27 protein-coding genes are annotated in these 22,645 nt (G+C 40.0%); 22 read left to right on the forward strand and 5 right to left on the reverse strand.

Features of this window, described 5'->3' with window-relative positions; genetic code table 11:
• Positions 1-37 precede the first annotated feature (37 nt).
• The 3 genes from NSS77_RS12535 to NSS77_RS12545 all read left to right on the forward strand — a co-directional run bounded on the left by NSS77_RS12535 (position 38) and on the right by NSS77_RS12545 (position 1,477).
• On the forward strand, positions 38-283 hold the full coding sequence (locus NSS77_RS12535; protein WP_342469034.1) for a hypothetical protein: 246 nt from the start codon (positions 38-40) through the stop codon (positions 281-283).
• Positions 284-336: 53 nt separating this feature from the next.
• On the forward strand, positions 337-1,140 hold the full coding sequence (locus tag NSS77_RS12540; protein WP_342469035.1) for an MBL fold metallo-hydrolase: 804 nt from the start codon (positions 337-339) through the stop codon (positions 1,138-1,140).
• Positions 1,141-1,270: 130 nt separating this feature from the next.
• Entirely contained in the window at positions 1,271-1,477 is a 207-nt protein-coding gene (locus tag NSS77_RS12545) for a zinc ribbon domain-containing protein (protein WP_342469036.1), read from the forward strand.
• A gap of 202 nt (positions 1,478-1,679) precedes the next feature.
• On the opposite strand, the gene NSS77_RS12550 is transcribed toward NSS77_RS12545, so the two are convergent.
• Positions 1,680-2,630 (reverse strand): RNA methyltransferase, encoded by a 951-nt coding sequence (locus tag NSS77_RS12550; protein WP_342469037.1) that lies wholly within the window; start codon positions 2,628-2,630, stop codon positions 1,680-1,682.
• A gap of 186 nt (positions 2,631-2,816) precedes the next feature.
• Entirely contained in the window at positions 2,817-2,996 is a 180-nt protein-coding gene (locus NSS77_RS12555) for a small acid-soluble spore protein H (protein WP_342469038.1), read from the reverse strand.
• 139 nt (positions 2,997-3,135) lie between these two features.
• Here NSS77_RS12555 and NSS77_RS12560 point away from each other — a divergent pair, with 139 nt between their 5' ends.
• The gene (locus tag NSS77_RS12560) at positions 3,136-3,861 is read left to right on the forward strand and encodes a DUF2071 domain-containing protein (RefSeq protein ID WP_342469039.1); all 726 of its coding nucleotides are present in this window, start codon (positions 3,136-3,138) and stop codon (positions 3,859-3,861) included.
• Between the two features lie 88 nt (positions 3,862-3,949).
• Here the strand turns inward: NSS77_RS12560 and NSS77_RS12565 are convergent, their stop codons facing one another.
• Positions 3,950-4,087 (reverse strand): YjcZ family sporulation protein, encoded by a 138-nt coding sequence (locus tag NSS77_RS12565; protein WP_342469040.1) that lies wholly within the window; start codon positions 4,085-4,087, stop codon positions 3,950-3,952.
• 213 nt (positions 4,088-4,300) lie between these two features.
• On the opposite strand from NSS77_RS12565, the gene NSS77_RS12570 reads away from it, so the two are divergent.
• From NSS77_RS12570 to NSS77_RS12590, 5 genes are all read left to right on the forward strand, one after another.
• Positions 4,301-5,065, forward strand: a complete 765-nt coding sequence (locus NSS77_RS12570; RefSeq protein WP_342469041.1) for an SDR family oxidoreductase — start codon at positions 4,301-4,303, stop codon at positions 5,063-5,065.
• Positions 5,066-5,331: 266 nt separating this feature from the next.
• Positions 5,332-5,559, forward strand: a complete 228-nt coding sequence (locus tag NSS77_RS12575) for a FeoA family protein (protein ID WP_342469042.1) — start codon at positions 5,332-5,334, stop codon at positions 5,557-5,559.
• A gap of 2 nt (positions 5,560-5,561) precedes the next feature.
• On the forward strand, positions 5,562-7,565 hold the full coding sequence (gene feoB / locus NSS77_RS12580) for a ferrous iron transport protein B (RefSeq protein ID WP_342469043.1): 2,004 nt from the start codon (positions 5,562-5,564) through the stop codon (positions 7,563-7,565).
• A 15-nt stretch (positions 7,566-7,580) separates the two neighbouring features.
• Complete coding sequence (locus tag NSS77_RS12585) at positions 7,581-7,733, forward strand: FeoB-associated Cys-rich membrane protein (protein ID WP_342469044.1); 153 nt, start codon at positions 7,581-7,583, stop codon at positions 7,731-7,733.
• A gap of 62 nt (positions 7,734-7,795) precedes the next feature.
• A complete protein-coding gene (locus tag NSS77_RS12590; RefSeq protein ID WP_342469045.1) occupies positions 7,796-8,437 on the forward strand; it encodes an HAD hydrolase-like protein in 642 nt (213 codons plus the stop codon).
• Positions 8,438-8,457: 20 nt separating this feature from the next.
• On the opposite strand, the gene NSS77_RS12595 is transcribed toward NSS77_RS12590, so the two are convergent.
• Positions 8,458-8,913, reverse strand: coding sequence for a hypothetical protein (locus NSS77_RS12595; RefSeq protein ID WP_342469046.1), 456 nt, complete (start codon positions 8,911-8,913; stop codon positions 8,458-8,460).
• A gap of 165 nt (positions 8,914-9,078) precedes the next feature.
• Between NSS77_RS12595 and NSS77_RS12600 the strand changes: the two genes are divergently transcribed.
• The 3 genes from NSS77_RS12600 to NSS77_RS12610 all read left to right on the forward strand — a co-directional run bounded on the left by NSS77_RS12600 (position 9,079) and on the right by NSS77_RS12610 (position 10,990).
• Complete coding sequence (locus NSS77_RS12600) at positions 9,079-9,510, forward strand: DMT family transporter (protein WP_342471278.1); 432 nt, start codon at positions 9,079-9,081, stop codon at positions 9,508-9,510.
• A gap of 115 nt (positions 9,511-9,625) precedes the next feature.
• Positions 9,626-10,630 carry an acryloyl-CoA reductase gene (locus NSS77_RS12605; protein WP_342469047.1) on the forward strand — a complete coding sequence of 335 codons (1,005 nt, stop codon included), beginning with the start codon at positions 9,626-9,628 and terminating at the stop codon, positions 10,628-10,630.
• 171 nt (positions 10,631-10,801) lie between these two features.
• A complete protein-coding gene (locus NSS77_RS12610; protein WP_342469048.1) occupies positions 10,802-10,990 on the forward strand; it encodes a hypothetical protein in 189 nt (62 codons plus the stop codon).
• 164 nt (positions 10,991-11,154) lie between these two features.
• Here the strand turns inward: NSS77_RS12610 and NSS77_RS12615 are convergent, their stop codons facing one another.
• The gene (locus NSS77_RS12615) at positions 11,155-11,271 is read right to left on the reverse strand and encodes a YjcZ family sporulation protein (RefSeq protein ID WP_342469049.1); all 117 of its coding nucleotides are present in this window, start codon (positions 11,269-11,271) and stop codon (positions 11,155-11,157) included.
• Positions 11,272-11,496: 225 nt separating this feature from the next.
• On the opposite strand from NSS77_RS12615, the gene NSS77_RS12620 reads away from it, so the two are divergent.
• The 10 genes from NSS77_RS12620 to hemA all read left to right on the forward strand — a co-directional run bounded on the left by NSS77_RS12620 (position 11,497) and on the right by hemA (position 22,603).
• On the forward strand, positions 11,497-11,994 hold the full coding sequence (locus NSS77_RS12620) for a hypothetical protein (RefSeq protein ID WP_342469050.1): 498 nt from the start codon (positions 11,497-11,499) through the stop codon (positions 11,992-11,994).
• A gap of 109 nt (positions 11,995-12,103) precedes the next feature.
• Positions 12,104-12,520 carry a universal stress protein gene (locus tag NSS77_RS12625; protein ID WP_342469051.1) on the forward strand — a complete coding sequence of 139 codons (417 nt, stop codon included), beginning with the start codon at positions 12,104-12,106 and terminating at the stop codon, positions 12,518-12,520.
• A gap of 103 nt (positions 12,521-12,623) precedes the next feature.
• Positions 12,624-13,070: a MaoC/PaaZ C-terminal domain-containing protein gene (locus tag NSS77_RS12630; RefSeq protein WP_342469052.1), complete on the forward strand. Its 447-nt coding sequence runs from the start codon at positions 12,624-12,626 to the stop codon at positions 13,068-13,070.
• A gap of 142 nt (positions 13,071-13,212) precedes the next feature.
• Entirely contained in the window at positions 13,213-13,605 is a 393-nt protein-coding gene (locus NSS77_RS12635) for a DnaA N-terminal domain-containing protein (RefSeq protein ID WP_342469053.1), read from the forward strand.
• A 258-nt stretch (positions 13,606-13,863) separates the two neighbouring features.
• Complete coding sequence (locus NSS77_RS12640; RefSeq protein ID WP_342469054.1) at positions 13,864-14,856, forward strand: hypothetical protein; 993 nt, start codon at positions 13,864-13,866, stop codon at positions 14,854-14,856.
• Positions 14,857-14,965: 109 nt separating this feature from the next.
• The gene (gene tig / locus NSS77_RS12645; protein WP_342469055.1) at positions 14,966-16,258 is read left to right on the forward strand and encodes a trigger factor; all 1,293 of its coding nucleotides are present in this window, start codon (positions 14,966-14,968) and stop codon (positions 16,256-16,258) included.
• Positions 16,259-16,461: 203 nt separating this feature from the next.
• Positions 16,462-17,736: an ATP-dependent protease ATP-binding subunit ClpX gene (clpX, locus tag NSS77_RS12650; RefSeq protein WP_342469056.1), complete on the forward strand. Its 1,275-nt coding sequence runs from the start codon at positions 16,462-16,464 to the stop codon at positions 17,734-17,736.
• Positions 17,737-18,066: 330 nt separating this feature from the next.
• Positions 18,067-20,385 carry an endopeptidase La gene (lon, locus tag NSS77_RS12655; RefSeq protein ID WP_342469057.1) on the forward strand — a complete coding sequence of 773 codons (2,319 nt, stop codon included), beginning with the start codon at positions 18,067-18,069 and terminating at the stop codon, positions 20,383-20,385.
• A complete protein-coding gene (gene yihA / locus NSS77_RS12660) occupies positions 20,386-20,967 on the forward strand; it encodes a ribosome biogenesis GTP-binding protein YihA/YsxC (protein ID WP_342469058.1) in 582 nt (193 codons plus the stop codon).
• A gap of 277 nt (positions 20,968-21,244) precedes the next feature.
• Entirely contained in the window at positions 21,245-22,603 is a 1,359-nt protein-coding gene (gene hemA / locus NSS77_RS12665; RefSeq protein WP_342469059.1) for a glutamyl-tRNA reductase, read from the forward strand.
• Positions 22,604-22,645 lie beyond the last annotated feature (42 nt).

The following is a 22,645-nucleotide window of genomic DNA, read 5'->3' on the forward strand; positions in this document are numbered from 1 at the left end:
TGGCATTTGAGAATAATGTTGTTGAGGTGAAGAATCGATGGCACAATGTCCTCTTTGCAATTCATTGGATGAAATCGAGGTATATTGCCCAAATTGCCAAAAGCGATTGGAAGATTCGGGGAAAGTATCGGATTATCTTGATCCTTATGGTCACTACAATGATGAAGAAACGGTGAAGATGGGGGATGGATATCCAAATACGGCTAAAGAACAAATCTGTCCCCATTTGATGGTTTGTCCGGAATGCGGTTATGATGAAGTGCGCTTCATCCAGGAAATCTAAAGTGTGGTTTTTGCTCATTCAAAACTTTTTCATGGGCAAATGGGGGTGTTGACATGTTTCTGAAACAAAGTTTTGCTGAAACAAGCGTAGGGGATGTAAAACTTTTTGAAGGGAAAAATGCATTTTCAAAAGTTCATTTAAACGTATATTCCTTTTATCAGGATGGGGTGCTCATTGACTGTGGTGCCCATTCCATGAAAAAAGAATTCCTCAAATTTTTTGACCGCCTGTCCATAGACCGTGTGGTGATTACGCATGCCCATGAGGATCATGACGGATGCGCAAAATATTTAAGCGATAAAGGTTTGCCGGTTTATCTTCATCCAATGTCCGTGGAAAAAAGCAGGAAAAGGGCGGATTATAAATTATACCGAAAATTTTTCTGGGGGATTCGGCCGCCGTATCATGCCCTTCCCCACGAAGAAACATTTGAGTCCCGCAACTATCAATGGCGCGTCATAGAGACTCCCGGCCATGCGTGTGACCACGTATCATTCTTGAATGAGTCCACGGGCCAGCTCTTTTCAGGCGACTTATTCGTGACACCCAGAACAAAATTGATTTTGAGGGAAGAAAGCATCCCGCAAATCATTCGATCCATTGAAAACATTTTGCAGCTGGATTTTGGGGAAATGTTCTGTTGCCATGCAGGATATATAAAGGATGGAAAAAAGGCGTTTCAACAAAAACTGGAGTATTTATATGAATTGACGGATAAAGTGCAGACCTTATCAAAGCAGGGATTTTCCATCGATGAAATTCATCGGCAATTATTTCCTAGAAAATATCAAATATCAACGGTTTCCGGAGGCGAGTGGCATTCAAAGCATATTATCACATCGATCTTGTCCAGTTAAAAATTAATAGTATGTTCGGATGAAAAGAAAGTCACCATAAAAAAGATGGTGGCTTTTTCAAATTTTGAAACTTATAGGCCGGGCCGTTCGTATGTATGAGAAAAGAAATTATTGGAAAGCAGGGATGAACATGAAACAAAGTGGTTGCATCAAGTGCGGAAGCAGAAATGCGGGTACAAAGGAAGTGGCCATGACGGGCACAGGGTTGTCCAAAATGTTTGATATCCAACATAATCAATTTGTCGTAGTGTATTGCAAAAACTGCGGATACTCTGAATTTTATAACAAACAATCCTCCACCGCCTCCAATATATTGGACCTATTTTTTGGAGGATAAAAGCGGGGGTAAAATGGATGGAAAAAAACGGTCTGTCCATCGGTTCCTCGGCTGCTGAAATGAATATCCATGGGCACTACAATAAGTAAGGAAACATTTTTTAACAAGTTGTTCGGCAAAAAAAAAAAATCATCCTACACAAAAATAGGATGATTTTTTTTGCCAATCGTTGCACATTATCAACACAGATGTTCAAACGGTTTTATTCGCACAACAAAATATGGCGGATGAAATTGGATTTCTTTGCGACGGAGCGGTCTTTAATCACAAACCCGGCTTTTTGAACCAAATGTTCAATCGGCTTAATGGCCACAAATAAAACCCGGTCCGCAATACGCCGCGCATGCAGGATGATGTTATATTCCTCTTCCAGTGAAAGATGAGAATAAATATTATAAGGCAAGTCCACAATGGCCACGTCATAATGATCGGTTACATCCGTTATGGAGCCTTTGGTCACAGTCGTTTCATAACCAAAATGGGCAATATTTTTTCTTGCGCCAACGCAAACAAGCGGGCTGATATCTCTTCCGACAATATTAATGTTCATTGATAAAGCTTCTATTAAAACAGTTCCAATACCGCAGCAGGGATCGATTGCACGGATGCCTTCCGGTTCGGGAATTGCGATGTTGACAATGGCCCGTGCCACCCGGGTGCTCAATGCCGTAGAATAACTGCTTGGTTTATGTAAATGTTTGCGCCAAATCGATTCGGCTTTCGACGATTTTCCGAAGTACCATCGATCATTGATGTGAAGCAATCCAAAAACAAGATCCGGCTGGTTCAAATTTGGTTCCCCATTGATGGATAGACCGATTTGTTTTTCGATTTTTCTGCGTTCAGGATGAGGGATTTTTTTCGTTTTTCCGAGATCCATTCTATTCAGGCATACCACTTTATAAGTTGCATCTTCTATTTTCAACTCCTTGACGAGTTGTTGCAATTCCTCCATACGATCTGCCTCATACCATACTTCCAGCCGATCTTCCATAAAGGGGCTGCGGCTCGGATCGATGCAGCGTTCACTGATTATAAAATTTTCCTCCGTATCGAATCCGAAAAACGAGCGCATTTCCATTCGCCGAAGTTCATATTCATCGGGATGGTGGATGTAAGTATAAATATATTTTGATGGTTTCTTCAATTTCATCTTCCTTTATCCATAAATGTCCAGAACATAAAAAGAGACAGTCGTTTTGGACCGTCTAAACATGCCTCTAAATATATCACATTATTCGTAAAAAATAAAAAGTCAAGTTTGCCACTTCAAATCTATATCCATAATAAGCAAAAGTGCGCAGTAAAAACCTGCGCACTTTTTTGCAAGAAAAAGCGATTAATTTTCCAATAATTGTTCAACAGGCACTTCTTTTTCATTTTCAGGGTCATCTAACGGATAGATGCGTGCTGTCCCTTTCTGTTCGTCAACATTTTGAATATAAATGCGTTGGCCGTTAAATAAAACATTTGCGATTGCGCCGGATTCCACTATTTCTTTCGCGCGTTGAATATTCATGCAATAACCCTCCAATGTCAACGAAGTCATTATCATTATTGCCAAGTTGAAAATAATCATACTTTCACAGTTCCGGATATAATTTGATGAAAATTTGGGAATAGTGATGGAGAGATTAACACGTTGATTGGGGAGAACGATGGGCGAATCTTATGCATCAAACAAATATGTATTACCGGCGAAAATACCTTGGTTAATGAAACAAACCTGGAGTGACATCCTGTTTTTGCATTATCCGGTGAAAAAAGAAGTGCTGGAATTGCATTTGCCTCCCAATCTGGAACTTGATACTTATGAGGGAACCGGATGGGTGACAATTGTCCCGTATATGATGAAAGCTTCAGGATTTCGCGGCCTTCCTTCCATTCCGATGGGGGCCGGCATCCCGGGAATCAATGTGAGGACTTATGTGAAAGCGGGTGAAAAGCCGGGGATCTATTTTTTTAAGTTGGCAATCCGTAACAGATTAGCGGCAATCGCGGCAAAATCGTTCTTTCAATTGCCTTATCTTTATATGGATATATCCCTCAGGAGAACAGGAGAAACAGTTTGTTTTGAAAGCAGAGCACATCCCATCCCTTTGGTATGTGAATATCGTGTCCAATCGCCGGCTTCTCCTGTGGAAAAGGGTTCTTTAGGGGAATGGCTGTTGGAAAGATATTGTTTTTATACAACGGGCCCCAAAGGGAAGTTGCTGCGCGGAGATATTTTTCATGAGTCATGGATCATACAGAATATCGATTTGATAGGCATGGAAAACAATATTTTCTCGACATTCAGACTAAATCCCCAATCCTTCCGGCCGGTAATTCATTATTCAAAACAGTTGAATGTCCATTTTTGGCCGCTTGTTTCAATGGAATAAGTCCCAACCGTTGCGTTGGGACTTTGGATTTTGCGTAGTGTCGGTCAGGGTTTTGGGTGGTGAATGCCAACTTTTCTCTTTATCCAAATTAATAGAATCCTTTGGAGCCGAAGCTAGTTCCAACAATAATCAACAAAATAAAGAGCACTACAAGTAGTGCGAAGTTGTTGTTGAAACCGCAGCCGTAGCCGCCATAGCCGCCGCCGTAGCTGTTATTGTAGCCCATGCTTTTCACCCCCTTCCAGTATTAATGTATGGATGAAGGGGGAAAAGTGTCTGTACGTTTGTATAGCCGGTGGGAGATTTTATAACTTTGGAATCTATCCAACATGAAAAATATATAGAAGAATAATTACAGTGATTTCTACCAACTGTGCTTGAAGTGTTTATTTTGAAAATTTAAAATATAGATATAGATGAAAGAACTGGAGGGATTTCAATGAAATTACAAGACAAAGTTGCGATTGTAACAGGTGCCGCTTCAGGAATGGGGAAAGCGATTGCGGAGTTGTATGCGAAGGAAGGCGCAAAGGTCATTATTGCGGATTACAATTTGGAAGGTGCGAAAGCGGTTTCAGAAGAAATTGCGAAAAACGGCGGGACAAGCATGGCGGTTCAAGCGGATGTATCGAAGTTGGAAGACGTTGAAAATATGATCCAGACAGCCATCAACGAATACGGTACACTCGATATTCTTGTGAATAATGCAGGCATCATGGACGGCTTCGAACCGGTCGGCGAAATTACGGATGAAAAATGGGACCGCATCTTTGACATCAACTTAAAAGGTGTCATGCGTGCAATGCGCAAAGCGGTGAACTATTGGTTGGACAACAATAAACAAGGAATCATCATCAATACGATTTCAACGGGTGGATTGAACGGGGCTCATGCCGGCGCAGCTTATGTCGCATCCAAACATGCACTGGTCGGTTTAACGAAAAATACCGGTTTTATGTATGCACAAAAAGGGATCCGTGTAAATGGTATTGCTCCTGGAGCCGTTGAAACAAACATAGGCGCAAGCATTACGAACGTCAGCCAATTGGGTATGGAGCGTTCAGGAATGACCCATAAATTAACACCGCGTTCAGGTAAACCGGAAGAAATCGCAAAAGTTGCTTTATTCTTGGCATCCGATGACGCAAGTTTCGTCAACGGTACGGTTGTCGTTGCCGATGCCGGCTGGACTTCCGCATTCTAAAAATGATTTCATACCATTCATTTTGGAGATAGTAAGGATGAATCATCCCTACTATCTTTTTTGCCCTTTTTGTCAAATCCTTAATGAAGGCGCTTGAGAAAAGTTTTTCTATATTTTGGAACAACAAAATGCTCCTCCCCATTCGAAGGACAGTGATCCGAAAAATTCAAAAAATATTCTTTTGTTATTTTTAGATCTACACTTTACATTAAAATAGATGATTTTGTAATATTACTTTTGTTATTGTTTGGGAGGAGAAAACGATTTTGAAACTGACAGAGGGACAGATAGGGGCAAAATATAGAATTTGTAATCTATCAAACTTAAATAGAATTGTTCAGAAAAGACTTTTAGATCTAGGTGTCATAGAAGGGGTCGAAGTTACTTGCATCCGTAAAATGCCTTTTGGCGGTCCATATATATTGGAAGTATGCGGCCAGCAAATCAGTTTGCGGAAAAAAGACGTCAACTGTATTGAAGTGGAGGAAATGTAAAAATGGAGTTTGCACTTTTTGGAAATCCCAACACAGGAAAAACCTCCCTTTTTAATATATTAACGGATTCATATGCCTACGTCGGTAACTGGAGTGGCGTTACAGTCGAGAAAAAAGTGGGTGATTTATCAAATGAAAAGGGGCAATTGATCGATCTGCCCGGCATTTATACCATCAATCCACTTTCCAAAGATGAAGCCGTTGCAACCGAATATTTGATGAACGGCACCTTCCACGGAATTATTAATATAGTGGATGCTTCACAGTTGCTCCGGAATATGCAATTGACCATCCAGCTTCTTGAATTTGGGGCTCCACTCATCATCGGACTGAATATGACGGATGTAGCGAAATCAAAGGGGATTCTTGTCGATCCGGAAAAACTATCCGAAAAGTTGGGAGTGACGGTCGTCCCCATCATCGCCAGATCGGGTCATGGATGCGATAAATTATTAAAGCGTTTGGACGAGCAAAATTTACACAGGTCATCCATAAAAATTGATTATGGACCGGAGATTGAAAAGTTAATCGATGAAATCATAAAATTGCTACCCAGCTATAGCAAGATCAATCGACGCTGGCTGGCGATCCAATTGATTGACGGGAATTTTGTCGTCAGAAATAAATTGAGCGAAATGATGGATTTTGCATTAATTGATTATTTGATAAAAGATAGTGAAGAAAAAATAAAACGGCAATATGGGGTAAAATCCATCAGCCAATGGTTGTTCAAAAAGCGGCAGGACTTTATTCAATCTGTATTGGATTATTGTGTAACGGAACAAAAAAACAAGAAAAACAGTTTCACTGAATTGATTGATGCCATTGTGACCCACAGTGTGTGTGGTGTCATCATTTTCTTGGAATTGATGTTTCTGATCTTTAAATTGACTTTTGATTGGCTTGGTTCACCACTGTCCGACTTTTTGGACGGAATTTTATCCGGTCCATTTTCTGCGGCGGTTGAAAGAGCTTTGGAAGCATTGCAAGTATCGCCATTTATCCAAAGTTTGATCATTGAAGGGATTATTGGCGGTGTCGGTGGGGTTCTCGTTTTTGTTCCGCAAATTTTTATCCTGTTCTTCTTCATTTCATTGCTTGAAGATTCAGGATACATGTCCCGGATAGCCGTGATTATGGACCGCATATTGGAACTTGTCGGCTTGAACGGAAAAGCGTTCATCCCTTTGATTATCGGCTTTGGATGCAACGTTCCCGGCATTATGGGGGCCAGAACGATCGAACAGCCAAAAGAGAGATTATTGACCATTCTATTAACCCCTTTAATGTCATGTTCGGCACGGCTAACCGTTTACAGTTTATTTGTGAGTGTATTTTTTGAGGAACACAAGGCATTGATTGTGTTATCGTTATATGTACTCGGAATTGTTGTCGCCATTATTTTGGCAAAACTCTTTTCTTTCTTTATTAGAACCGAAGAATCGATTTTTGTCATCGAGTTGCCACCGTATCGGGTTCCTCAAGTGCGGACATTGTTGAGAAGCACTTGGGATAAAGGGAAAGGGTTTGTAAAAAAAGCCGGAACGTTTATATTGGGAGGAACGGTCATTATTTGGCTGCTCACTTATGTGGGGCCTGATGGAACAAATGTACAACCCGATGAAAGTTTCTTGGCGTTGATCAGCCAATGGATTGCTCCAATCTTTGCACCTTTAGGATTTGGCACTTGGCAGGCTGCGGCAAGCTTATTTACCGGATTCCTTGCCAAAGAAATCGTTGTGTCATCAATGAATGTCATCTATTTTGTACCGGATGGAGCAAGCTTGCAGCATCTATTATCAGGGGTATTCACGCCATTATCCGCATACAGTTTCATGGTGTTTATTTTGCTGTACGTGCCATGTTTAGCGACGGTTGCAACCATTAAAAAGGAAACAGGATCAAGAAAATGGATGTATTTCTCCATTATTTATGGACTGATAGTTGCATACACAATTTCTTTTATTATCTATCAGGGCGGATTGTTGTTAGGAATTGGTCAATAGAAAGGGCGGCTTTTAATGATTATCAGCATAATTCTTGGAATCGTTATTTTTGGCTATGCATTTTGGGCGTTATATCATTCTATTAAGAAAAGCAAAAAAGGTGTATGTGCAAGTTGCGAAATCGCAGACCATTGCAATGCAAGCTGCAACCCACCTTCCAAGAAATAATTTTTTTGATTTTAAATTGAGAATGCATCTTTTTCTCAATTGAGAGGGGGCGCCAAGTTGAAATGAAATACATCATTTTCGATTTTGATGGGACGCTTGCGAATTCGGCGGAAGTTTACGTAAATGCTTGGAATGCTTACGCAAAAAAATACAACTATTTGCCATTAACTTTAGAAGAGCTGCAGGAGATTCAACACCTCGATAATTATAGCAGGGCAAAAAAATATCATTTTCCGATGCACAAACTGTCCATCATTTTGCCAAAGATCCACCAATATTTTAATGAGCATATCCGGGAAGTGCCATTATTTGATGGAGTCAAAGAAATGCTGGAATCCCTGCATGCCGGAGGGTATGAAATTGCAATCATATCATCCAATAAAAAGGATAATATAGTGGAAATATTGAAGCGTGAAAACATCGATTCGGTTTCCGAAGTGATTTCCGCCCGCAGACTTTTCGGGAAAGATGCGGCGATACGGAAGTTTATGAAGCGCCATCAATTAGCCCCTCAAGAACTTTTGTATGTCGGGGATGAATTGCGGGATATCCAAGCATGCAACAAAGTTGGCGTGCCTTTCATGTGGGTGAGTTGGGGACTGGACAGTTTTGAATTGATTGAGAAAGAAAAGCCGGCCTATGTAGCCCATTCCCCAAAAGAAATTGCGGATCAGTTGAGGAACGTGGCCATCGTTGATAAATGAGCCTCCTGTAAAAAGGAGGCTCATTTATTTTCTTGGAGATGACCCAGCAAATTTTGCACAAAATCATAAGTCAAAGAGATTGCTTGTCCGATGGTCATATCTTCTTTAAAGCCTTCAATATAATCCAGCGGCAAATTGATTTCCCACAAGCCTTCATCAGCAGAAAAAAGGGCGCTGTAGTTTTTGATTGCATCTGTATGTAGATGTTCTTCCAAATAATTTTTTATGGCTTCCCCATGTTTCTTTTGTGCTCTTAATCCAAATAAAGCCATATATGTCCGGAACACATCGTCCACTTCAATGGAAAGGGCATCCACCTTGATTTCATTAAAAGTGGAAGACTCAATATAAAGAAATTCATTTAAATGCTTTTTGAAATAGGAAATCGATGTATCCAAGAATTTTGGAGATTCTATTTCAACCGTTTCTTCCGTTTCTTTATCACAGCGTTCAAGATAAATCTTTTCCAAATTCATCCAAAGTAACCTCCTTTATTCTTACTTTAGTATAACCCACTTGAAAGGAAATTTTATTATAATTCTTTGACAGGAGAAGCCGGTTTTGCATGGAAAATGATAATTTGCTAAGTTTTTCATAATATATAAACTAGCAGGTTTATAGAAAAGGGGAAGAAGCTGATGATGAAATTGTTGATCGCGCTCATTGCGGCTCTGGGCGGAGTGGCGGTGGCGGTGCAAAGTAAAGTGAATGGGGGATTGGGCCAAAAAATCGGTTTGATAGAAGGTTCCTTTATTTCTTTTCTGATCGGAACATTGGTGCTGTTCTTCTTTACCATCTTTTTCGGGAAAGGAAATATTTTGGCCGTCACAGAAGTGCCAAAATGGCAGTTGATCGGCGGGATTTTAGGAGCCATTTATGTATCCATTCTAATCTTTTCAGTCAATAAAATCGGTGTGACATCCACATTGATGGCAGTCGTATTGGGGCAAATCGCCGTGGGGGCCATCATTGATCATTTTGGCTTGTTTGGAGGAGAAAGATATCCAATCACCGGCACGAAAATGATTTCGATTCTGTTGCTGATCGTTTCGCTTTATTTATTCAATAAATAATTTCTCTATGAAGCGGATGGATCCACCCATTCTGCCAAGCCGTTTTAAATGAAAATTTCTCATATTACAGGTAATGTTGGAATAAATTATGTAAAATAGGATGCAGAAAGGGGAAATGGAGATGTCACAATTTAAAGCATTAGTCGTTGATAAACAAGGCGAAGATGTTGCCATTGAACTTCGGCAATTGTCATTTGACGATTTGCCAAAAGGGGAAGTATTGATACGTGTTCATTATTCCGGTGTAAACTATAAAGACAGTCTTGCAAGCATTCCGAACGGAAATATTGTAAGAAATTATCCTTTTGTGCCGGGAATCGATTTGGCCGGCGTCGTCGTTGCATCGGAAGATCCGCGTTTTCAGGAAGGCGATGAAGTGATTGCAACAAGTTATGAAATCGGCGTTTCCCACTTTGGGGGTTATAGCGAGTATGCGCGGATTCCAGCCGATTGGATTGTGCCGCTTCCGAAAGGGCTTTCCTTAAAAGAATCCATGGTGATTGGAACGGCAGGATTCACTGCAGCCTTATCCATTTATCGGCTTGAACAAAACGGGTTGAAACCTGACCAAGGTAAAGTGCTCGTAACGGGGGCAACAGGCGGCGTAGGCAGCTTTGCCGTGGCGATTTTATCAAAACTGGGATATGATGTCGAAGCAAGTACCGGAAAAGAATCGGAACATGAATTTCTTAAAAGTCTTGGAGCCAATTCGGTGATTTCCAGGGAAGAAGTGGTCAGTGCGGGAAGACCGAAGTCTTTGGCGAAACAACGATGGATTGCGGCGGTGGATCCTGTTGGCGGGGAATCCCTTGCATCCATTTTGAGCCAAATTAAGCTGGGCGGACAGGTGGCCGTAAGTGGATTGACAGGAGGGACAAGCTTGCCGACAACGGTGTATCCATTTATATTACGGGGTGTCGATCTACTCGGTATAGATTCCGCATATTGCAATTATGAAACAAGAAAAGAAGTTTGGAACCGTTTGGCTTCGGAGTACAAGCCAAATAATTTGGAAGATTTTATTAATAAAATAGTGACGTTGGAAGAGTTGCCTGATGCTTTTCCTATTCTCTTGAAAGGACAAGCAAAAGGTAGAATTATAGTGGATTTAAACGCTTAAGAATTAAAGGCTGCCTTGAAAGTTCTTCATGGCAGCCTATTTTTTGTATTCTATGAAACTTGTGTTATTCTTAATTGTGACAATTCTTTCAATGAAATTGGTTCAATCATGGCAAATTTTTTTATTCATTTAGTATAATTGCAATTGTATAGAAAAAGAGGGGTGGCTACATTGAATCGGATTCAATTTGTTAAACAGAAGATTCAATATATGGACGAAGTGGAAGCGAAAAGCATTTTATTATTGATTTATGCGAAATTGGACAGCGCCATTGATCAAGGTGATGAAGACATTATCAAAGAAACGGCTGAAGAAATTTTTGATATGTACCATAAACTGCCCGATCGGATGTTGAATTAGGGAGGAGCCATTTTGAACTTGTTTGTTCAAAATGGTTTTTTTTTTGACAGTGCATATCATCCAAAGAAAACGGCCCAAAGTCATGCTTTAGGCCGCAAAAAAAGGAAAAGAAGCCGGTAAAAGGAAGTCATGGCGGAAATTGAAAGGAAAGAGGGTTATAAGAATCAATAATAGTGATATCCACTGTAGTTTGAGCCTACAATGATGAGTAAGATAAAGAGAACCACCAGTAAAACGAAGTCATTTTTGCCTCCGAAGAATCCGGAATCATATTTTGACATAAAATTCACCCCCTCTTTTCGTATTTAATGTATGGCAAGTTGTTGGGGGTGTATGGTACAAAAGCGGAATTGCGGAGAGCACAGACAAAATTTCATGCTGGTTTTTTTGCAATGGCAGTTCAAATGGAAGAATAAACTTCATACAATAAAATAAATTGTTTTCGTTTGATTTTGTAAACGCTTACGTTTCTCAGGTTTATTCCGATTCGAAGGCAGGTGGAATGATTGAAAGAGGAAAAGCTTATTCACTTTCAACAATACAAATATGCCAAATTGATCGACGAACTGCGTGAATATCCGGACAGCATTGAATATATCCTTGTGCATGATTATGAAAACCGATTCGACTTCCAGCGTACGGAATGCGTCCAAATGGGGGACTGTTTTGCGCAGCTGATCAAAGTGGGGAAGTCTTACCAACTCGTTTCGTTGATATTTTTTAAAAGTGATTGGACAGTGAAGCAAATTTTGAAATTTCTATCAAGCCATCGAATTGAAATTTTCCAACGGGCATCTGGGCCCCTGTATATTCAGAATGCACATAAAATCATTGACAGCAAATTGTTTAGAGGACGTCCCCTCGTTTTATTTCAAATCGGGAAAAAGAGCATTGTTGTTGAACCGAATCTTTTACAAGAAGTGACAGAATTTTATGAGCAATATAATAAAATCAGTCATACCGGATTAGCGGAGAAAATGCTTAAAGATTTCAGTTTTGACTGAATCTTTTTTTGTTGGCCAGCAAATATGGGGGATGCGGAAAATAGATGAAATCTCTATAATCGATGGCAGTTTTTTGATAAAATGGGTTTAAGCGAAGGAGTGAATAAACGTGGGAATTTATAAAAAAATTGCTGTAGCAGTGGACTTTTCGGAAGGCTCAAAAAAAGCGCTGAAAAAAGCGGTTGAGTTGGCCAAGAAATTTCAATCCACTTTATTGATTGTCCATGTTGTAGATACAAAATCCTTTGGTTCCGTTGCAGCTTATGATTTAAAATATGCTGCCGAAATGAAAGAAAAGGCTAAGGCAGAACTGGAAAAATGGAAAGAAAAAGCGGAAAAAGAAGGGCTTGAAAAAGTGGAAACATTGGTGGAAGAAGGGGCGGCAAAAACGATTTTAACAAATCTTGATGTGGATTTGATGGTCTGCGGCGCCACAGGGCTGAATAAAATCGAAAAATGGATGCTTGGTTCAGTGGCTGAGCGCATCGTCCGACATTCAAAATGCGATGTATTTGTGGTTCGTTAACGGCGGGAAAAATGTAGGAATTTTCGAAAATCCTTTCATATCCGGAATGAATCAGGCATATATATAATTATATTGGTTTGATTGCGTAAAAAGGGGAGAAATAATGCTGAACAAGCCGTTTGAACAGTTTGAAGTGGGGGAAACGTGGACATCGCGCGGCCGTACAATCACGGAGAGCGATATTGTGAATTTCTCCGGAGTCAGCGGAGATTTTTTTCCGTTACATACAGATTCGGAATATGCCAAAAATACGATTTTCAAACAGCGGATCGCCCATGGGCTGCTTGTGCTGTCGATCGGGACTGGCCTTTTGGAAATGAGCCCGAAAGCGGTCGTCGCCTTTTATGGAATCGAAAAGCTGAGATTTTTAAAACCGACCTTTATAGGAGACACGATCCATCTGGAATTGAAAGTGACGGACTTGAAAGATAAGGGGAACGGTACGGGCGTAGTCACGTTCCAGCAGGAAATCATCAAACAGACGGGCGAAACGGTCGTTACTGCTGAATACAAGTTTTTAATCAATAAAAAAGAACGCTATCACGTTTGATGGGCGTTCTTTTTTTACGGCATTCATATGGGAATTTTCAGATGATCAAGTATCGCAAAATATTGGAGAACTGATTAAATTTCATGAAATTTTGTAACAATGTGGATATACGCATTTTTTTCAAAAGAGAGGGATGGACTCAATGGAATTTTGGTCGGAAGTGTTGGAGCGGATCCGCTGGAAAATTCCCAAAGCAAGTTACGATCTGTATTTCGCCAAAACGGAGGGGGAATGGAATGGCGAGGTGCTATGTATTTTTACAGAGAACCAGTTCTCTAAAGACGGTTTGAATCATCGTTATAAAAATATCATTTCATTGACGGTGGAAGAAATGACCGGCAAAAAAGCGCAAATCCGGATCGTGAACAAGAATGCCGGTGAGGAACAATTGCCGAATGAGAATTCAAACGCGCCATTCGAAGAAATCAAATCCTTCATCCTCCAACAAAATAGAATGATTAATAGATTGCAAAAAAGGGTCAGGGAACTGGAAAAGAAAGTGGTGTATTTGGAAGGGGAACGAATCATCAGGTAACTTTTATTAAATGTTGAAGGGGTGAAACTTGACAATGTTTCATCCCTTTCAATATGTTCTAATAAGGAAATAAATTTAGCCCATCACCAAAGAAAAAAGGTTCAAAAAATTAGAATTAATTTACTATAATAATTGTTGGATTTTTGGTTGAATTATTCCATAAATGGGGATTATATAAATAAAAGGAATTTTTGAATCGGGATCTTAGAAAATGGGTGAACAGCCAAACATATCTGCATTATCCATGGAGTGAAAAAGGTGAAAAACAAGAAATCTTCCTACGCGACTTTCCAAAATGTGATCGTTTTCCCCGGAACGGTGGAACGGCTCTTTTCAGAGGCGTTAAAATACATGAAAACCAATCAGTTTGAAAAGGCAAACCGATATTTTGAAGAAGCCCTCCAATATACTGAAGGCGACGAGCATTTGCTGAGCATATACGCATATTCTTTATATGAATCCAAATCCTATGAAAAGGCAAAGGAAGTCTGTGAAAAGCTGCTTAATCTCGGCCCGGCAATGTATTTCGAAATTATGGAATTGTATTTGACGGTTTGCATGCAATTAAAAGAATATAAAAAAGTAGAAAGAATCATTTCCTCATTGTTTGATGAAGGCGCAATACCCCAGGAAAAAATGGAACAGTTTAAAAGATTGAAAGAATTGAATGCCAATATCAGTGAGAGAATGGAAAAGCAAGATGACCACCCGGCGGCGGTCAAACAGTATGAGCCTGAAATGTTTGAATTGGATGCTTTTTTATCGCTGGAACCAAACGAACAAGTGAAAAAGTTGAATGAATTGGCCTTGATCAATATTCGCCCGATTCTGCCGCAGCTAAAAAGAATCGTGGAGCATGACCGCATCCATCCCTTTGTGAAAAGCCTTATTCTTATATTAATGAATGAACAGGCGGTTGACATGGAAATAAAAATCGGGAAATTTGATAGGATAATTGTGGTAAATCCATCGAAAATTGGGTTGCCAACTGAGTTGCCACAATATAAAATGATTTCAAATATAGTGAATGATCAACTGCAGCAAGAACCCTCGATTTTAGAAATGGTTGAATATTTAATTGCAAAACATTCAATAGTAACGTATCCTTTTGAGTGGTTGGATTTTCAACCGCAGGATGTGGCGCAATGTTATATTGATTTTGTACATCAAATGTTTGGCCAACAAAGAGGGGCAAATCAAGAAATTTTTCATTTCATACAAGAATTAGAAATGTTATCAGAACTACAATAAACATGAAAAATGTTGAAACTCGGGCTACTTATGATATACTAAAATGGTTGTCAAAGTCGTATAAACAAATGTTAAAAATTTTGTAATTTATTTTTGGAGGTATTAATATATGTCTGCAAAATGGGAAAAGAAAGATGGAAACACTGGAGTATTAACAATTGAAGTTCCTGCTGAGAAAGTGAATAAAGCACTCGATCAAGCATTCCAAAAAATCGTAAAACAAATCAACGTGCCTGGATTCCGTAAAGGAAAAGTTCCACGCAATATCTTTGAAAAACGTTTTGGTGTGGAAGCATTATACCAAGATGCATTGGAAATTTTAGTTCCTGAAGAATACTCAAAAGCTGTCGATGAAACTGGCATCTTCCCAGTAGATTATCCTGAAATCGGTGAACTTGACGGTTTTGAAAAAGATAAAGATTTTACATTTACTGCGAAAGTGACAGTAAAACCTGAACCAAAACTTGGAGAATACAAAGGGTTGGAAGTGAAAAAATTAAGCACAGAAGTAACGGATGAAGAAGTGGAAGAACAAATCCAAAACTTATTGAACAGAAAAGCTGAATTCGAAATCAAAGAGGATGAACCAATCGTTGAAGGCGATATCGCTGTAATCGACTTCGAAGGATTCATCGGCGACGAAGCTTTTGAAGGTGGAAAAGGAGAAGATTATTCTCTTGAAATCGGATCCGGCCAATTCATCCCTGGTTTTGAAGATCAATTAGTTGGCGTAAAAGCTGGCGAAACAAAAGATGTTCAAGTGACTTTCCCTGAAGAATACCATGCTGAAGAACTTGCTGGTAAAGATGCAACTTTCAAAGTGACTGTGAAAGAAGTAAAAACAAAAGTGCTTCCTGAGTTGAATGATGAATTCGCAAAAGAAGCTGATCCGGAAGTTGAATCAGTTGACGAGTTGCGTAACAAAATCAAAGAAAGATTGGCTGAACAAAAGAAAAACGAAGCTGAAAGCACACTTCGCGACGAATTGGTAGAAAAAGCGGCTGAAAATGCTGAAATGGATATCCCTGAAGCAATGATCCATAATGAAATTCATCGCATGATCGACGAGTTTGCTCAACGTCTTCAAATGCAAGGCATGTCCCTTGACCTTTATTATCAATTCTCTGGCCAAACGGAAAAAGACTTGCATGAGCAATTCAAAGAAGATGCGGAAACTCGCGTGCGCATTTCATTAACATTGGAAGCAATCGCTAAAGCTGAAAACATCGAAGTGACTCAAGAAGATATCGATAAAGAACTTGAAAAAATGGCTGAACAATTCAAAATGGACAAAGAACAAATCATTACAGCTTTAGGCGGTTCAACTGAAATTTTAGAGAACGATATCCGCACACAAAAAACAGTTGAATTTTTAGTTGAGAATGCCAAAATTACTGAATAATTTTCCGTTTTCCTTTAAAATGGATAGTGAGGATAACTGAATAATTTCACTGACAAGGTACGGCATATACTACCGTGCCTTGTTTTATACCAGCAAGAAATTTTTACATACTGACAGATATAAACCGACAGCATCTAGTACTTCTTATTTGCTAAAGCGTTTAATATCTTGTATGATTGTTGCTTGAATAGGGGTGAAACAAATTGTTTAAATTTAATGATGAAAAAGGCAATTTAAAGTGTTCTTTTTGTGGGAAACCACAGGAACAAGTGCGCAAATTGGTAGCTGGACCCGGAGTTTACATTTGTGATGAATGTATCGAACTTTGTTCCGAAATCGTTGTTGAGGAATTAGGTGCAGAAGAGGAAATCGATTTTCAGGATGTTCCAAAACCGAAAGAAATTTTAAACATTCTGGACGAATATGTGATTGGACAAGAACGTGCGAAAAAAGCTCTTGCCGTTGCTGTATATAACCATTACAAACGAATTAATTCAAACAGTAAAATAGATGATGTGGAATTGTCAAAATCCAATATTATTTTGATTGGGCCGACTGGTAGCGGGAAAACATTGCTCGCTCAGACACTTGCGAGAATTTTAAATGTGCCTTTTGCGATTGCGGATGCCACTTCTTTGACAGAAGCCGGTTACGTTGGCGAAGACGTGGAAAACATTTTGCTGAAACTGATCCAAGCTGCTGATTATGACATTGAAAGAGCCGAAAAAGGGATTATTTATATAGATGAAATTGATAAAATCGCCCGCAAATCCGAAAATCCTTCCATTACACGTGATGTATCAGGTGAAGGAGTACAGCAAGCATTGTTAAAAATTCTTGAAGGTACAGTGGCCAGCGTCCCTCCACAAGGCGGCCGTAAACACCCCCATCAGGAATTTTTGCAAATTGATACAACCAATATTTTATTTATTGTTGGTGGCGCCTTCGATGGAATCGAAAATATTATCAAACGCCGTTTAGGCCAAAAAGTCATCGGCTTTGGTTCTGATGCGAAAAATAAAAATGTGGAAAGCGATTCTCTGCTTTCACAATTAATTCCGGAAGATTTATTGAAATTCGGGTTAATTCCGGAGTTTATTGGCCGTTTGCCTGTCATTGCGACACTGGAGCAATTGAATGAGGATGCTTTAGTCCGCATTTTAAATGAACCGAAAAATGCATTGGTGAAACAATATCAAAAAATGCTTGAATTGGATAATGTGGAATTGGAATTTGAAGAAGAAGCGCTTCGGGCGATCGCGAAAGAAGCCATTGAACGCAAAACAGGCGCCCGCGGACTCCGTTCCATCATTGAAAATGTCATGCTTGATATGATGTACGAATTGCCATCCCGTGAAGATATTGCAAAATGCATTATCACAAAAGAAACGATTACAGATAAAGCACAGCCAAAATTAATTTTAAAAGATGGAACAGAATTGAAGGATTTGAAGGACAATAAAAAAACTTCCGCATAACTTGGAAGCAAGGAACTGAAATAAGGAATCCATAAAGAGCTGACTGCGAATTTGCTTATGCATTTCTCGTTAGTCAGCTCTTTATAACGAAAATACAGATTACATTTTTTTACAATTGTTCTTCCGTGTAAAAATATTTCTGAAAAGCATTGGCAATAATCCTTTTATAGGAATAATAATTAGTGAAAAAGACAATAGTAAATGCTGTTATGAAATCGACCTTATTTGAAATTGCTATGTAAATCCAAGTGAAAACTCCTTATTTTTTCACATACTAAATGTGCAAAGGCGGGTGCATTCTTAGTATCAAAATGGAGGTGAGGATCCCGCATGACTGAAATAAAGAAAAATGTTCCGCTGCTTCCTTTGCGTGGACTGCTCGTTTTTCCTACAACGGTATTACATATTGATGTTGGAAGAAAACGTTCCGTCGCAGCTTTAGAACATGCAATGATGAATGACAGCCGGATTTTTTTAACCGCCCAAAAGGATTTGCGGGTGGAACTGCCTGAAAAAGAAGATTTATATATGGTTGGGACTTATGTCTCCGTCAAACAAATGTTGAAGTTGCCAAACGGTACTTTGCGCATTTTGGTGGAAGGAATATGCCGCGGAAAAATCATCAATTATCAAGAAAATGACGACTTCACGACGGTGGATATTGAATTGCACGAAGATTCAAAAGAAAAAGACGTTGAGACTGAAGCTTTAATGCGCACGGTGATGAATTACTTTGAAAAGTATGCGAAAGCTTCCAATAAAATTACGGCGGAAACAATCCAAGCCGTCATGGACATCGAAGAGCCGGGAAGACTTGCCGATATTATCGCTTCCCATCTGCCGTTCAAAATTGCGGAAAAACAAGAAGTATTGAGCATGTTCAATGTCAAAAAGCGGTTGGATCATCTAATGATCCGGTTGCATGATGAACAGGAAGTATTGGATTTAGAAAAGAAAATCAATTCAAAAGTAAAACAGGCGATGGAACGTACGCAAAAGGAATATTATTTGCGTGAGCAGATGAAAGCGATTCAGGCGGAACTTGGAGACCGGGAAGGAAAGACCGGCGAAATTGCGGATCTCAAAAAACGGATTGAAGAGGCCGGAATGCCTGAATCCACGCAAAAGGCGGCACTGAAAGAACTTGACCGCTATGAAAAATTGCCTGCAGCCAGCGCAGAGAGCGGCGTGATCAGAAACTATATCGAGTGGCTTGTCACAATTCCATGGAAAGAAAAAACGGAAGACCGGCTCGATATTAAACTGGCCGAGGAAATTCTGAACCGCGATCATGATGGACTGGAAAAGGTAAAAGAGCGCATTTTGGAATACTTATCCGTCCGTCAATTGAAAAATTCCATTCGTGGCCCGATCCTTTGCTTGGTCGGCCCTCCTGGGGTAGGGAAAACATCCCTTGCCCGATCCATTGCGGAAAGCCTTAACCGCAAATTTGTCCGGGTTTCCCTTGGGGGCGTCCGAGACGAGTCGGAAATTCGCGGACATCGGCGCACATATGTAGGGGCAATGCCGGGACGGATCATCCAAGGCATGAAAAAAGCTGGCACAATCAATCCGGTATTTTTATTGGATGAAATCGATAAAATGTCCAATGACTTCAAAGGGGATCCTTCTGCGGCGATGCTTGAAGTATTGGACCCTGAACAAAACCATACGTTCAGCGATCATTACATCGAAGAGCCGTATGATTTGTCACAAGTTATGTTTATTGCCACAGCCAATGATTTGAGCACGATCCCGGGACCGTTGTTGGACCGGATGGAAGTGATCTCCATTGCCGGATATACGGAAATGGAAAAATTGAATATTGCAAAAAATCATCTCATTCCAAAACAGTTGGAAGAAAACGGCTTGAAAAAATCTCAAATTGTATTTAAAGAAGAAGCCATCGTTGATTTGATCCGCTACTACACTCGGGAAGCGGGGGTACGCGGCCTTCAACGCCAAATAGCAGCCGTTTGCCGCAAAGTTGCAAAAGTGATTGTTTCCGGCGAACGCAAAAGGGTGACTGTCAATTCGAAATCCTTGGTTGAAATGCTCGGCAAACATAAATATCGTTACGGCCAAGCGGAATTGGAGGACCAAGTAGGTGTAGCTACCGGATTGGCATACACAACCGTTGGCGGCGATACGCTTCAAATTGAAGTATCGTTGACACCGGGCAAAGGAAAACTTTTACTTACAGGTAAATTGGGAGATGTAATGAAAGAATCTGCCCAAACGGCACTTTCATATGTCCGTTCCTTATCCGATCGACTCAACTTGGATGCGGATTATTTTGAACAGCACGATATTCATATCCACGTGCCTGAAGGGGCGGTACCAAAAGATGGACCATCCGCGGGGATTACCATTGCCACGGCTCTTGTGTCTGCCATTTCCAATAAACCGATCAGAAAAGAAGTCGGCATGACCGGAGAAATAACATTGAGAGGGCGAGTTCTCCCGATTGGGGGGTTAAAGGAAAAATCCTTGGGTGCTCACCGTGCGGGACTAAAAACTATCATCATTCCTCAGGACAATGAGCGGGATATTGATGATATTCCTGAAACGGTTCGCGGAGAGTTGACCTTTAAACCTGTTAAAACAGCGGAAGAAGTGTTGAATATCGCCCTTGTTGGAGGGTTTTAAATGAAAATCAGTCAAGTGGAAATGGTGATCAGTGCCGTAAAGCCGGAGCAGTACCCTGATGATGGTCTCCCCGAGTTTGCTTTGGCCGGCCGATCAAATGTAGGGAAATCATCTTTCATCAACAAAATGCTCAACCGAAAATCTTTGGCCCGTACGTCATCAAAGCCTGGGAAAACACAAACACTGAACTTTTATAAAATCAACAATGAGCTGTTTTTCGTGGATGTTCCAGGCTACGGCTACGCCAAAGTTTCCAAAAAAGAGCGCGAGGCCTGGGGCAAAATGATCGAACGATATTTGACCGGCCGCAGCGTTTTGAAAGCGGTCGTATTGATTGTGGATTTGCGGCATCCGCCTACCGGAGACGACCGCATGATGTATGACTTTTTAAAGTACTACAATATTCCAACCATCGTCGTTGCAACAAAAGCGGATAAAATTCCAAAAGGCAAGTGGGATAAACATAAAAAAGTTGTTAGAGAGACGCTGGAAATGGATAAAGAAGAACCTCTCATCCTGTTCTCAGCGGAAACTGGGGTAGGAGTGGAAGAAACATGGGCTGTAATTCAAAAGTTCATGTGATTCCATACATAGTTCACAACAGAGCAAGTTGGAAAACGTTATATTTTCCAAATTGCTCTTTATTTATGTATTCAAAAGTGTAAATTGTCGAAATTTGATGAATACTAACCCTGAAGTTTATTATCATTGAAAATGGGCCTGAATTTTGTTATTCTTACATTAGAATAATTTTAAATTAAAAATATTTTTCATAACTTTTTCACAATTTGCGTTTGGATAGCGCTTTCTTTGTGATAGAATTAAAGTTATGAAATAGTTCGTGAGAGGTGTTAAGTTCATGCACACACTTGTTGTCGGCTTGAATTATCGAACTGCGCCAGTCGAAATTCGCGAAAAATTGTCGTTCATTGAAAGTGAATTAGCACAAGCGATGGCTGCGTTGAAAAAAGAAAAGAGCATACTTGAAGATGTGATCGTATCAACTTGTAACAGAACGGAAATATATGCGGTCGTTGATCAGTTGCATACAGGCCGTTATTATATAAAACGTTTTTTATCAAACTGGTTCAACATCCCGATTGAAGAGTTCGAACAATATTTATATATACGTGAAAGCGAAGAGTCTTTGGAACATCTTTTCCGCGTAACTGCAGGAATCGATTCGATGATTCTTGGCGAAACGCAAATTTTGGGACAAGTGAAGAAAAGTTTTCTTGAGGCGCAAGAAATCGGTGCAACGGGAACGATTTTTAACCGATTGTTCAAACAAGCCATCACCTTTGCGAAAAAAGCGCATAAAGAAACGACAATCAACGAAAATGCCGTTTCTGTTTCATATGCTGCTGTCGAACTTGCCAAGAAAATCTTTGGTTCATTGAAACATAAGCACGTAACGATTTTAGGTGCCGGTAAAATGGGCGAGCTGGCAATGGAAAATCTTTATGGGAACGGTGTAGGTAAAGTAACGGTATTGAATCGCACCTTTGAAAAAGCGGTGTCGCTAGCGGAAAAATTCCATGGACAAGCAAAATCGATCAAGGAATTGCAATGCACTTTACTGGATACGGACATTTTAATCAGTTCAACAGGTTCGCCGCAATATGTCATCGACTATGAATTGATGCAATTTGTGGAGTCTTTGCGTAAAGGGAAACCGTTATTTTTGGTTGATATCGCTGTTCCAAGGGATATCGATCCGAAAGTCGGCGATTTGCCAAATGTGTTCTTATACGATATCGATGACTTGCAGGGAATTGTGGAAGCAAACCTGGCAGAACGAAAACAAGCCGCCCAACAAATCGAAAGAATGATTGAACAGGAGATTGACGAATTTAAAGACTGGATCGCAACGCTGGGTGTAGTGCCGATTATCGCGGCATTGCGCAAAAAAGCGGATATGATCCAGCAAGAAACGATGAAAAGCATCGAAAATAAAATGCCAAATTTAACAGAACGGGAACGTAAAATTTTAAATAAGCATACGAAATCCATCATCAATCAATTGTTAAAGGAACCAATCCTTCAGGCGAAGGAAATTGCCAACTCACCAAAAGCAAACCAAAATCTTCAATTGTATCAACAAATTTTTGGAATCGAAGAACTTGTTCAAGAAGAAGTTCGCAATCAACAATTGAAGGCAGCCGCAGAAAAGGAACCTGTTCAAGATATTCAAAATCAACCAAAATTATCATTTTAAGCAAGAAATTTAAGGCGTTTTCGTATCTATGTGGTAAACTAT

This window comes from Ureibacillus sp. FSL K6-3587 (assembly GCF_038593165.1).
Classification (GTDB): domain Bacteria; phylum Bacillota; class Bacilli; order Bacillales_A; family Planococcaceae; genus Ureibacillus; species Ureibacillus suwonensis.